Source organism: Stenotrophomonas sp. AB1(2024) (assembly GCF_037482345.1).
Taxonomy (GTDB): domain Bacteria; phylum Pseudomonadota; class Gammaproteobacteria; order Xanthomonadales; family Xanthomonadaceae; genus Stenotrophomonas.
The window spans coordinates 438,270-450,742 of the sequence record NZ_JBBHKO020000001.1 but is presented as its reverse complement, the minus strand read 5'-3'; the positions used below and the strand labels follow the sequence as shown (position 1 = coordinate 450,742).

At 66.5% G+C, this 12,473-nt stretch carries 11 protein-coding genes; 3 read left to right on the top strand and 8 right to left on the bottom strand.

Annotated elements, in window-relative coordinates; all coding sequences use genetic code 11:
- Positions 1 to 63 precede the first annotated feature (63 nt).
- Together WIX41_RS01955 and WIX41_RS01950 are read right to left on the bottom strand one after the other, a co-directional pair.
- On the bottom strand, positions 64 to 651 hold the full coding sequence (locus WIX41_RS01955; RefSeq protein WP_339445505.1) for a response regulator transcription factor: 588 nt from the start codon (positions 649 to 651) through the stop codon (positions 64 to 66).
- Positions 648 to 1,874, bottom strand: a complete 1,227-nt coding sequence (locus WIX41_RS01950) for an ATP-binding protein (protein WP_339445504.1) — start codon at positions 1,872 to 1,874, stop codon at positions 648 to 650. The genes WIX41_RS01955 and WIX41_RS01950 overlap by 4 nt, the downstream gene beginning before the upstream one ends.
- A gap of 94 nt (positions 1,875 to 1,968) precedes the next feature.
- Between WIX41_RS01950 and ispG the strand changes: the two genes are divergently transcribed.
- The 3 genes from ispG (at position 1,969) to WIX41_RS01935 (ending at position 4,805) form a co-directional block, all read left to right on the top strand.
- The gene (gene ispG, locus WIX41_RS01945; protein ID WP_339445503.1) at positions 1,969 to 3,234 is read left to right on the top strand and encodes a flavodoxin-dependent (E)-4-hydroxy-3-methylbut-2-enyl-diphosphate synthase; all 1,266 of its coding nucleotides are present in this window, start codon (positions 1,969 to 1,971) and stop codon (positions 3,232 to 3,234) included.
- The gene (locus WIX41_RS01940; protein ID WP_339445502.1) at positions 3,215 to 3,985 is read left to right on the top strand and encodes a phosphatase PAP2 family protein; all 771 of its coding nucleotides are present in this window, start codon (positions 3,215 to 3,217) and stop codon (positions 3,983 to 3,985) included. Before ispG ends, WIX41_RS01940 begins: the two co-directional genes overlap by 20 nt.
- A gap of 172 nt (positions 3,986 to 4,157) precedes the next feature.
- Complete coding sequence (locus WIX41_RS01935; protein ID WP_282248100.1) at positions 4,158 to 4,805, top strand: response regulator; 648 nt, start codon at positions 4,158 to 4,160, stop codon at positions 4,803 to 4,805.
- Positions 4,806 to 4,913: 108 nt separating this feature from the next.
- Here WIX41_RS01935 and WIX41_RS01930 read toward each other — a convergent pair.
- The 6 genes from WIX41_RS01930 to zwf form a co-directional block, all read right to left on the bottom strand.
- A protein-coding gene (locus WIX41_RS01930; protein ID WP_409187300.1) for an IS3 family transposase occupies positions 4,914 to 6,262 on the bottom strand; the annotation gives its coding sequence in 2 pieces (ribosomal slippage) (positions 4,914 to 5,806 and positions 5,806 to 6,262; 1,350 coding nt in all).
- A 78-nt stretch (positions 6,263 to 6,340) separates the two neighbouring features.
- Entirely contained in the window at positions 6,341 to 7,000 is a 660-nt protein-coding gene (eda, locus tag WIX41_RS01925) for a bifunctional 4-hydroxy-2-oxoglutarate aldolase/2-dehydro-3-deoxy-phosphogluconate aldolase (protein WP_339445500.1), read from the bottom strand.
- 326 nt (positions 7,001 to 7,326) lie between these two features.
- Positions 7,327 to 9,243 carry a phosphogluconate dehydratase gene (gene edd / locus WIX41_RS01920; protein WP_339445499.1) on the bottom strand — a complete coding sequence of 639 codons (1,917 nt, stop codon included), beginning with the start codon at positions 9,241 to 9,243 and terminating at the stop codon, positions 7,327 to 7,329.
- A 46-nt stretch (positions 9,244 to 9,289) separates the two neighbouring features.
- A complete protein-coding gene (gene pgl / locus WIX41_RS01915; RefSeq protein WP_339445498.1) occupies positions 9,290 to 10,012 on the bottom strand; it encodes a 6-phosphogluconolactonase in 723 nt (240 codons plus the stop codon).
- Positions 10,009 to 11,016, bottom strand: a complete 1,008-nt coding sequence (gene glk / locus WIX41_RS01910; RefSeq protein ID WP_339445497.1) for a glucokinase — start codon at positions 11,014 to 11,016, stop codon at positions 10,009 to 10,011. Before glk ends, pgl begins: the two co-directional genes overlap by 4 nt.
- Entirely contained in the window at positions 11,013 to 12,452 is a 1,440-nt protein-coding gene (gene zwf / locus WIX41_RS01905) for a glucose-6-phosphate dehydrogenase (RefSeq protein WP_339445496.1), read from the bottom strand. The genes glk and zwf overlap by 4 nt, the downstream gene beginning before the upstream one ends.
- Positions 12,453 to 12,473: the final 21 nt, after the last annotated feature.

Genomic DNA, 12,473 nt, shown 5'->3' with positions numbered 1-12,473 from the left:
TCACCCTGGTAGCGCCGGCCGTTGGCCGGCCCTGGTAATCCGTGGTCCGGCCAACGGCCGGGGCTACCGCCCGTCGCGCGAGGGATCACGCTCCGGGCTGGGCCGTTTCGCCAATTTTCTTTGCAACGAACGCCGGTGCATGCCGAGCAACCGTGCCGCCGCCGACACGTTGCCGCCGGTCTCGTGCATGGCCTGCTGGATGTGTTCCCACTGCAGCCGGCTGATCGGGGTCATCGCATCCGGTGGCTCCATCTCGCCATCGTCGGCCGGGCCGTCGTCTTCCTCGCCCAGCGCGCGCAGGATCATCGGCACGGTGGCCGGCTTGGGCAGGTAATCATCGGCGCCCAGCTTGATCGCCTCCACGGCGGTGGCAATGCTGGCGTAACCGGTCACCAGCAGGATGCGCATGTCCTCGCGCAGCGCCCGCAATGGCTGGATCAGTGCCAGCCCCGATTCCGTACCCAGTTTCAGGTCGATCAGCGCGTAGGCCGGCGGCTGCTGCCGGGCCAGCACCAGCGCCGAGGCGATGTCACTGGCGGTCACCGTTTCCAGGCCCTTGCGGGCCAGGCTGCGCTGCAGCGTGCGCAGGTACAGTTCGTCGTCGTCGACCAGCAGGCCGTGGCTGGATGCGGGGAGGGTGGGGGTGTTCATGGCGAAATCTCCGGTGCAGCCAGGGGCAGGCGGAAGCCGACGCGGGTGCCGGCGCCCTGGGCCGGGCGCATCCACAACTCGCCGTCCAGGCGCTCGATGGTGGCATGGGACAGGGCCAGGCCCACGCCCATGCCCTGGGTCTTGCCGCTGTTGAACAGGGTGCCGGGCAGCACGGCGTCGCGCGCATCGAACCCGCGCCCGTAATCGCGCACTTCGCCGATCAGATCATGGCCTTCGATGCGCAGGGTCAGGTCCACCTGCGGCCGCTCGGCCTGTTCGCCGGCGTCGGCGGCATTGTTGAGCAGCACCATCAGCAGGTGGCCGATGCCCGGATCCAGCGGCAATTGCAGTGGGGCATCGTCGTTGCGCTTGAGGGTGATTGTGGGACGCACCAGCTGCCACTGCTCCAGCACCTGCGGCAGCGTCACCGGTTCGTTGCCTCGCGCCTGGCCGGCAGCCGGGCGGGCCAGCGCCAGCACCCGTTCACGGCACTGCACGAGCAGCTCGCGCAGCGTGTCGACGTCGTCGCGTACTTCGGGGGTGTCGATCTGGTCGGCGATGTCGTCGGCCAGCAGGGTCATGGTCGCCAGCGGGGTGTTGAGTTCATGCGCCACCGAGGCAGCATGGGTAGCCAGTGCCACGATGCCCTCGTTGCGCGCGAAGCGCTCGCGCAGCAGCGCCAGTTCGTGTTCGCGCCGGCGCAGTGCCATCGCCAACCGCGTGGCGAAGGCCAGCACCACCGCCGCCGACAGCAGGAAGTTGGCCACCACGCCCCACTGGTGCAGGTCCATGGCGGTGAAGTAACCGTGCGGCAGCGGCTTGCCGAAGATGCCGCTGACCGCATAACCGATCAGGCAGGCCGCGGCCACCGCCAGCGTCCAGCGCACCGGCAGCGCCAGTGCGGCCAGTGCGATCAGGATCAGGAACAGCGAGCCGAACGGGTTGCCGACCCCGCCGCTCCAGCCGACCATCCAGGTCAGCACCGCTACGTCCACCAGGATGTGGCAGAACGCGGTCAGCGGCGCGGTATCGGCATCCAGCACCCGCAACTGCGCGTACAGGTTGAACAGGATCAACACCAGCACCCCGGACCACAGCGGCAGCTGCGGCAGTTCCAGGCCCAGCACCCAGCTGGCCACCAGGATGGTCGCGGCCTGGCCGGCCACGGCCAGCCAGCGCAGGCTGCACAGGGTGCGGAGGAAGGGGGCGTCGGTACCGGTCATCGGCTGCCATCGTATGCGCTTGTGCGGCGGGTTGCCTGCGACAATCGGCCGCATCGGGCATCCCGGCGCGCGCTTGGCGCGCTAAAATGAGCAGATGCACGACGCCGTCAGCCAACCGACCCAACCGTCCGACACCACCGTGTGGGCCCGCCGCCAGACCCAGGCCGTCCGCATCGGCGGCGTGGTTGTGGGTGGGGGCCAGCCCGTGGTGGTCCAGTCGATGACCAACACCGACACCGCCGACGTGGCCTCCAGCGTCAAGCAGGTGGCCGAGCTGTGGCGGGCCGGGTCGGAAATGGTGCGCCTGACCGTGAACAATCCCGAGTCGGCCGCCGCCATTCCGCGCATCGTGGAGAAGCTGCAGATGATGGGGATCGACGTCCCCCTGATCGGCGACTTCCACTACAACGGCCACCAGCTGCTGACCCAGGAACCGGCCTGCGCCGAAGCGCTGGCCAAGTACCGGATCAACCCGGGCAACGTCGGCTTCGGCAAGAAGAAGGACACCCAGTTCGCGCAGCTGATCGAGTTCGCGATCCGCTACGGCAAGCCGGTGCGCATCGGCGCCAACTGGGGCTCGCTGGACCAGTCGTTGGCCGCGCGCCTGATGGACGAGAACAGCCAGCGCGCCCAACCCTGGGATGCCGGCCGGGTGCTGCGCGAAGCGCTGATCCGCTCCGCGTTGGATTCGGCGCACACCGCCGTGGAACTGGGCCTGCCGCGCGACCGCATCGTGCTGTCGGCCAAGGTCAGTGGCGTGCAGGAACTGATCGCGGTGTACCGCGACCTGGCCCAGCGCTCGGACTTCGCCCTGCACCTGGGCCTGACCGAGGCCGGCATCGGCAGCAAGGGCATCGTCGCCTCCTCGGCGGCGCTGGCCGTGCTGCTGCAGGAAGGCATCGGCGACACCATCCGCATTTCGTTGACGCCCGAACCGGGCCAGTCGCGCACGCAGGAAGTGATCGTCGCCCAGGAACTGCTGCAGACCACCGGCCAGCGCGCCTTCACCCCGCTGGTCACCGCCTGCCCGGGCTGTGGCCGCACCACCTCCGAGTTCTTCCAGGAACTGGCCAAGGTCGTGCAGAACCACGTGCGCGGCAAAATGCCCGAATGGAAGGTGAGCCATCCCGGCGCGGAGAACATGACCCTGGCCGTGATGGGCTGCATCGTCAACGGGCCGGGCGAATCGCGCCACGCCAACATCGGCATCTCGCTGCCCGGCACCGGTGAAACCCCGGCCGCGCCGGTGTTTGTCGATGGCGAAAAGACGGTGACGCTGCGCGGCGACAACATCGCCCAGGAATTCGTGGCGCTGATCGACGAGTACGTCGAACGCAACTATGTCCGAAGCGTCGGATAAGCCCACGGTGCTGGCCGCACCCGAACCGGCCGCCGGCTTCCGCCACTGGATGGCCGTCAACGCCTGGCGTTTCGTGCTGCTGTTTGCCGGCGTGCTGTTGCCGCTGGCCGGCTTCGTCGCCCTGGCCGACGAAGTGCACGAACTGGAGGCGTTCTACTTCGACGCCCCGCTGTTGTGGAAAATGCATGACGTGGCCCGGCCCAGCCTGGACGCCGCGTTCGTGCTGATTTCCCGGATCGGCTACCAATGGGGCGTGATCCCGGTCGACATCCTGATCGTGGCCGTGCTGCTATTGCGCCGGCGCTGGCGCGAAGCCAGCTTCGCCGCCCTCAGCTTCGCCGGCGCGGCCCTGCTCAACATCGGCAGCAAGCAGTTCTTCCAGCGCGACCGGCCGACCCTGTGGGAATCCATTGCCCCGGAAAGCACCTACAGCTTCCCCAGCGGCCACGCCATGGGCTCGATGACCCTCGCCGCCGTACTGGTGCTGCTGGCCTGGAATACACGCTGGCGTTGGCCGGCCGTCGTGTTCGGCGTACTGTTCGCCGGGTCGGTCAGCCTCTCGCGGGTTTACCTGGGCGTGCATTACCCCTCCGACATCCTGGCCGGATGGTGTGCCGCACTGGTTTGGGTGGTAGGGTGCTTCCTGGTGATGTTCCGCCGCCGCCGCCCGTGGCGACGTACCGACCAACGGTCGGTACCTGCCGGTCGCGGGGAGCGGGCCGAATGCGGCAGGGGTTTCCGCGGACCGTGACAGGTCCAATAAACCGATATGGCCTGGGGTGAAAGGCATAGGGCAGGGGTCGCCCGGCACGGATGTGACGCGGGCATCAGAACGCGCTGATGGGGAACAGACTTCCTTGTTATCGCCGCACCCCGTCGCTAGGCTGGCCCCGGTTTGCAGCGTTTGGACGAAGGTGGGTGGGATGACGATTCGAGTGTATCTGGTGGACGACCACGCGCTGGTGCGAACCGGCATGAAGATGATCCTGTCCAATGAGACGGACATCGAGGTGGTGGGTGAAGCCGAATCCGGGGAAGACGCGCTGCCTGCGATTCGCCAGCTGCGCCCGGATGTGGTGCTGTGCGACCTGCACCTGCCCGGTGTGAGTGGAATGGAAGTCACCGAACGCGTCGTCCGCGGCGACCACGGCACCCGCGTGGTGATCGTCTCCGTGCTCGAAGACGGCCCGATGCCCAAGCGCCTACTCGAAGCCGGCGCCTCCGGCTACATCGGCAAGGCCTGCGACGCCCAGGAACTGCTGCGCGCCGTGCGCGATGCCGCGCTCGGCCGGCGTTACCTGGGCAGCAGCATCGCCCAGAACCTGGCCCTGTCCAACGTTGAGGGCAGCCAGTCGCCGTTCGACAGCCTGTCCCCGCGCGAACTGGAAGTGGCGTTGTTGTTGACCCAGGGCCTGCGCCAGGAAGACATCGCCAAGCGGTTGAGCCTGAGCGCCAAGACCGTCAATACCCACAAGGCGCGGTTGTTCGAGAAGATGGGTATCCATGACAACATCGCGCTGGCGCGCATGGCCAGCCAATACGGATTGGTGGATCCGGCAAGGCCGATGTAACCCAGGTCGCAATCATAGAAAAATGCCCGGAAACCCGGGCATTTTTTTCGACACCGCATCCGTAGAGCCACGCCCTTGAACTGACCCCCAGATGCTGGACAGGTGGGGCTAGGGCACGGAAGCTTGGGTCCGGTACTGAACCGGACTCATGCCATTCAGGCCCAGCTTGATGCGTGTGTGATTGTAGTACCGGATATAGCCATCTAGTCCGCGCTTCAGCTCGTCCACGCTGGCGAAGCTTTTGAGGCGAAAGCATTCCTCCTTCAGCGTGCCGAAAAAGCTCTCCATCGCAGCGTTATCGAAGCAGTTGCCCTTGCGGGACATGCTTTGCGAGATGTTCCGGTCTGCCAGCAGACGCTGATAGGTAGGGTGTTGGTATTGCCAGCCCTGATCGGAGTGCAGCAGGGGTGCTTCCCCAGGTTCCAGCTTTCGGAAGGCTTTTCCCAGCATGTTCTTGATCATTTCCAGCTTGGGACTTGTGCTGATCTGATAGGCCACAATTTCCGCATTGAATAGATCCATGATCGGCGATAGATAGAGCCTTTTGCCGCCTACGTTGAATTCAGTGACGTCAGTGACCCATTTCTGGTTGGGCTGCGATGCTTGGAAGTTGCGATCCAGATGGTTAGGCGCGACCGTGCCCACCGATCCGCGATAGGACCGATATTTCTTTACGCGCACGATGGATTTCAGGCCCATCAGCCTCATCAAGCGCTGCACTACCTTGCGGTTTATCTGTTTGCCTGTTGTCCGGAGCGCCTCAGCAATACGCCGATATCCATACCGACCTTCATGGCGGTGATAGATGGTTTTTATCTCGCGCTTGAGCTTCGCATTCCCATCAGGGCGCTCGGCGACTTGCACCTGGTAGTAGAACGTACTGCGCGAAAGAGTTGCCGCCTTGAGCAGAAGCGACAGCTGATGCTCATGCCTCAATCCTTGGACGGCTTGCGCTGTTGTGCGCGCTCGGTCGCCTGCTCTTCCCGGATCAAGGCATCGTATTTTTTTAGGAACGCGTTCTCCGCGCGCAGGTACTCCAGCTCCTTGAGCAATTCCTTTGGGGTCATGTCTTCAGGTCGCTTGGGAACGGCAGGCTTCTTTTTCATTCGGGGTTGATCTCGAACAGGGGCCAAGGCGCTCATACCCCCCAAATCATACTGAGCTCGCCACCTCTTGATCGCAGTTGCACTGCCTATCCCGAACTTGACCATCGCCTGCCTGACCGACAGGCCATCCCGTTCCATCCGCTTGAGAACAGAAACCTTGAATTTGGGGGAGTAGCGTCGTCCTCGAAGCCCCACGAAGCTTTCTTGGCCGTGCTGGCGATAGGTCTCAATCCAGCGATGGACCATGGTTCGGTCCAGGCCATATCGGCCAGCAAGTGCACTTGCCGGGAGGGTGCTTGCGGCGCCCTCCCGGGCGACCTTGAGCTTGAAACGTCTGTCGTATCGGATCATGAACAAATCCCAGAGGCTGGATGGGTGTCCAACTTCTGGGGGTCAGTTCACCTGCGTGGCTGCGCAATCCCTGCAACCTCAGCGCGACCGAACCCGCGCGACAATCTTCGCCGCCTGCGCCGCGCTCTCGCGCACCTTGTCCCATTCGCCGTTTTCGATCCAGTTGCCCGGCACCATCCACGAACCGCCGATGCAGACCACGTTCTTCTGCTCCAGGTACTCGGCCGCCGTCGTTTCCGTGATGCCGCCGGTCGGGCACAGCTTCAGGTCCGGAATCGGACCGGCCAGGCCCTTGATCATCGCCAGCCCACCGACCGCCGAGGCCGGGAACAGCTTGCACACCCGGAACCCCCGCGCATACAGCGCCAGCAGTTCCGTCGGCGACGCCGCACCCGGCACCACCGGCAACGGCGCCGCTGCCAGCGCATCGGCCATGAACACCGGCGTACCCGGCGTCACCAGGAAATCCGCGCCTGCATCGATGGCCTGCTGCATCTGCTCAACCGTCAGCACCGTGCCCGCACCCACCACCACATCGGGCAGCTCGCGCTTCAGCATCGCCAACGCCTCCATCGCCACCGGCGTGCGCAGGGTCAGCTCGATGGCCGGAAGCCCGCCTTCCAGCAGGGCGGCGCTGACTGCGCGTGCCTGGTCAAGCGTGTGCACGGTAACCACCGGCAGGATGCCCGCCGCAAGCAGCAGGGTTTCAGCGCGTTTCTGGTGTTCGGCAATGCTCATGAAGATTTCTTCCTGTTGATCGGGTCGATCAGATGTTGGTCAAAGACTCCAAGGGCCGGCCAACGGCCGGCGCTACCAAGTTCGCCGACGCCACAGAGGCGCCGCAACGTGTCTTCAGGCGGTTGGCGGATCGCGTAATGAGCGTGAATCCGCCAAGGAGGCGCCGCAATGTGTCGTGAGGCAGCGGCGGGGGTCCCCGTAGGGACTGTCGAAAACATGGATGTTTTCGACAAGCCTCCATGGACGGATTCACGGCGTGTCCCGGAGGGGACCCCCGCCGTTGCCTCACCCAAGTGAAGTCCACCGCTGCTTTTCGCAGTAATCCGTCAGGCGTCCTTTGACTCATGCGGCGCAAGCGCAGCGGCAGCATCGTGCCCCAACTCATACTCCGCGTCGTAATTCCAGGTATCGCCATCCGCCGCCGCCGGACCGCACGAGATCGAGATCGCGCCCTGGTCGGCCGGACCGACCAGGCGGCGGTTCATCGCGAACAGGTTGCGGCCCAGATCGTGCGCTGCCGGTGCCGTGTTCGGCGCCTGTTCGCGCGCTGCCCATTCGGCTGCGTCCACCAGCACTTCCAGCGTGCCTGCCTCACCGTCCAGGCGGATGATGTCGCCCTCGCGCACCCGCCCCAGCGGACCGCCGCGCGATGCTTCCGGCGTCATGTGGATCGCCGCCGGGAACTTGCCCGACGCGCCCGACAGACGCCCGTCCGTCACCAGCGCCACCCGCCGGCCCTGGTTCTGCAGCAGCCCCAGCAACGGCGCCAGCGAATGCAGTTCCGGCATCCCGTTCGCCCGCGGCCCCTGGTAACGCACCACCGCCACGAAATCCTGCGGCAGCAGGCCCGCCGCGTGCAGCTTGTTCAGCACCTGCGGCGCATCCACCACCACCGCCGGCGCCTCGATCGTCCGGTACTGCGGCTTCACCGCCGACAGCTTGATCAGCGAACGGCCCAGGTTGCCGCGCAGCAGCCGCAGCCCACCCTGTGCCTCGAACGGCTCGGCCACCCCGCGCACCACCTCGCGGTCCGCGCTCTCGGCAATGCCCTCGATCCAGGTCAGTGCACCCTCGCGCAGTGCCGGGTCCTGCGTGTACTGGCGCATGCCGCCCTCGGCCACCGTCACCAGGTCCGCGTGCATCAGCCCCGCGTCCATCAGCTCGCGGAACACGAACGCCGTACCGCCGGCCGCCGCGAAACGGTTCACGTCCGCCTCGCCGTTCGGGTACACCCGCGCCAGCAGCGGCACCAGCTGCGACAGCTGGTCCATGTCGTCCCAGGTCAGCACGATACCCGCCGCCCGCGCCACCGCGATCCAGTGGATCGTATGGTTGGTCGAACCGCCCGTTGCCATCAGCGTGACCACCGCATTGACGATCGCGCGCTCATCGATCAACCGGCCCAGTGGCCGGAAATCATCGCCCAACGCGCTGATCTCCAGCGCACGCACCGCCGCATGGCGGGTCAGCGCATCGCGCAGCGGCGTATCCGGGTTGACGAACGACGCGCCCGGCAGCTGCACGCCCATCGCCTCCAGCAGCGTCTGGTTGGAGTTGGCCGTGCCGTAGAACGTGCACGTGCCCACCCCGTGGTACGACGCCGCTTCGGCTTCCAGCAGCTCCTCGCGCGTCGCCTGGCCGGCCGCATAACGCTCGCGCACCTCGGCCTTCTGCTTGTTCGGAATGCCCGGCGTCATCGGCCCGGCCGGCAGGAAGATCGCCGGCAGGTGGCCGAACGCCAGCGCACCGATCAGCAGGCCCGGCACGATCTTGTCGCACACGCCCAGGTAGACCGTGCTGTCGAACATGTCATGGCTCAGCCCGATCGCCGTGGACTGCGCGATCACATCGCGCGAGAACAGCGACAGCTCCATGCCGCCACGGCCCTGCGTGACCCCGTCGCACATCGCCGGCACACCGCCGGCGACCTGCGCCGTCGCGCCAAGCGCACGCGCCGTCTCGCGCAGGATCGCCGGGTAGTGCTCGAACGGCTGGTGTGCCGACAGCATGTCGTTGTAGGCGGTGATGATGCCCAGGTTCGGCGTGACCCCGCCGCGCAGGCGGCTCTTGTCGGTCGGGCCACAGGCCGCGAAACCGTGGGCCAGGTTGCCGCAGCTCAGGCGCGAACGGAACGGACCGTCGCGCAGCGCGGCGTCGATGCCGGCCAGGTACGCCGCGCGCGAGGCGACGCTGCGCTGGACGATGCGCTCGGTGATGGCATGAAGTTTGGGATGCAGGCTCATTGGCTACCGGCTATGAGAAGGCGAACGGAACGACAGGCACAGGCAATCAGTCGCACCAGTGGATGCGCAGCTTGGGGCCATCGATATCGATCGCGTTGAGGATGGGGTACAGCTGCGCGTTGTTGCTTTCCAGTGCCTGCTTGAGCACTTCCAGCTTCTGCTTTCCACGCAGCAGCAGCAACCGCTGGCGACAGCGGCGCAGACCATGCGGTGTCAGCGTGATGCGCAGCGGCCACTGGTTCGAGCCCGGGCAGCCGGTGGCATCCAGCGCCGCATAGGGCAGGGTGCTCTCCAGCGCACGCGCCAGATCGCGCGAACCCGGGAACAGCGAGGCCGTGTGGCCATCGTTGCCCATGCCCAGTACCGCCACGCTCGGCGCCTGGCTGTACTGGGCCTGCAGGTTGGCGTCATGCACGCATTCGGGCAGCGGCTTGCCGACCCGCACCAGCGGATCGAAATGCGCGCCCTCGGCGCGGTTGAGCAGGCTCTGGCGAACCAGCCAGGCATTGCTGTCCCGGTCCTGTGGCGACAGCCAGCGTTCGTCGACCAGGCTTACTTCGACCCGGTCCCACTGCACGTCCAGTTCGGCCAACGCCTGATACACCGGTGCCGGCGTGGTGCCGCCGGACAGCAGCATGCGTGCGCGGCCTTCGCTGGCGATGTCGTGGTTGAGGATCTGCGCCATTTCGTCGGCGATCGTTTCGATCCACGCATCGGCATCGGTGTGCCGGATCAGGATGAAGCGGTTGGAGTCGTCCAGCGCATTCATGCGTTGCCTCCTGGCAGGTCGCGTTCGAGGTCGGCAGCGTAGGCGGCCGCGCCCAGCAGGCCGGCGTGCGGGTGCATCACCGCCAGCGACGGGACCCGCGCCATGATCGAGGAGAACCGGCCCTTGTGCTCGAAGCGCTGCCGGAACCCGGAATGCTGCAGCGAATCGAGCATCTTCGGCACCAGCCCACCGGTCAGGAACACGCCATCCCACGCGCCCTGGATCAGCACCAGGTCGCCGGCAATGGCGCCGAACACCGCACAGAACAGGTCCACGGTGCGCATTGCCTGCGGATCGCCGTGCAGGGCGCGTGCGGTGATGTCGACCGGCTGCAGCTGGCCCGGATCGACATCGGCCATCTCGCACACCGCGCGATGGATGTTGACCAGTCCCGGACCGCAGATCAGGCGCTCATTGGAAACCCGGCCGAACTGCTCGGACAGAATCTCCAGGATGCGGATTTCTTCCGGCGTACCGGGTGGGAAGCTGACGTGGCCGCCCTCGGTTTCCAGCGGATAACAACGGCCATGGCGCAGGATCAGCCCGCCCACGCCCAGCCCGGTGCCCGGGCCGATCACCGCGTAGTTGCGCGGCTGGCCGGGTTGGCCAGGAACCCACGCCGCGCCGCCGACCTGGACGACGTCCTGCGGTTGCAGCAGCGAGATCGCCATCGCCTGTGCGGCGAAGTCGTTGATCAGGTGCAGATCGTCGAAACCGAGCATGTGCGCGGTGCGCGTGCGCGAGATCACCCACGGGTGATTGGTGATGCGCGCCTCGTCACCATCGACGCGGCCGGCCACGGCGAACACGCCGCGGCGCGCTTCGGCACCAATCTGCTCCAGGTAATGCCGTGCGGCATCGCCCAGCGAGGGGAAATCGGCCACCACGAACTCGCGGATGCTGTCCTTGAGCAGCGGCGCGGCCAGGCAGGTGTCGGCCAGCGCGAAGCGGGCATTGGTGCCCCCGATGTCGGCTACCAGCGCCGGTTGGGTCGACACCGTCATGCGCGATCCTTGCGGTTGGCCTCGGCATCGACGTCTGCGGGCAGGAAGGCGAACGCCTGTTCCGGGCCCCATTCGCCAGCCGGGTAGGGCTGCAGCGGCAACTGCGCTTCCTTCCAGGCATCACTGACGCTGTCGATCCAGGCCCAGGCGGCGCGCACTTCATCGTCGCGCACGAACAGGGCGTGGTTGCCGTTGAACGCGTCCAGGAACAGGCGTTCGTAGGCAATGCGACGGTGCAGGCCGGTCGGCACGGAAAGTTCCAGTTCCAGCGGGTGCAGTTCCAGCGCGCCCCATTCGGGGCCGGCCAGGCTGCTCATCAGGCCCAGCTCGATGTTTTCCTGCGGCTGCAGCTGGAAGGTAATGCGGTTGGGCGTGGCATTGCCGCGGTCGGGGCGCTCGAACAGCCAGTGCGTGACCGGCTTGAGCGTGACCACCACGCGGGAGGTGCGCTCGGCCAGGCGCTTGCCGGTGACCAGGTGGAACGGCACGCCGGACCAGCGCCAGTTGTCGATATGCGCGGTGACACCGGCGAAGGTTTCCACTTCGCTGCCTTCCGGCGGCTGGTAGGCCTGGGCCGGCTGGCCGTTGATGGTGCCGGCGGTGTAGCGGCCGCGCACGCTGTCGCGCCCGGCGTGCCTGGCATCGAGCGGACGCAGCGCACGCAGCACCTTGACCTTCTCGTCGCGGATGCGGTCGGCTTCCAGCGACGCCGGCGGTTCCATCGCCACCAGGCACAGCAGCTGCAGGATGTGGCTCTGGACCATGTCGCGCAGCGCGCCCGAACGCGCGTAGTACGCATCGCGGCCATCCACGCCTTCGCTCTCGGCGACCAGGATGTGCACCGATTCGATGTAGTTGCGGTTCCACACCGCTTCCAGCAGCGTGTTGCCGAAGCGCAGCGCGATCAGGTTCTGCACCGCCGCCTTGCCCAGGTAGTGGTCCAGGCGGAACACGCGGTCTTCGTCGATCCACTGGCCGATGGTGGTCAGGATCTGTTCGGCGCTGGCGCTGTCGCTGCCGATCGGTTTTTCCAGCATCAGGCGCGCCGGTGCGGCCAGCGCACCCCCCAGGGCCAGGCCCTCGCAGGTGGAGATGTACAGGCCCGGCGGAATGGCCAGGTAGCTCACGCACCTGCGGTGGACCAGGTCGCTGACCGAGTCGGCCACCGACTGCGGATCGCGCAGGTCCACCGAGCGGTAATCGATGCGATCCAGCAGCGACTGGATGTCGTCCAGGCTGGCTGCCGGCATCGCCTGCTGCAGCCGCGGGCGCAGGATCTGGCGGAACGCGTCGGTGTCATGCGGAGACAACGCCAGTGCGCGGACCTTGAAGTCTTCCGGCAGCAGGCCGTCGCCCAGCAGGCGCAGCAACGAAGGGAACAGATAGCGCTGGGCGAGGTCGCCGGTGGCGCCAAACAGGAAGAGGGTATCGTGCATCGCTCGAGTTTCAGATCCGGG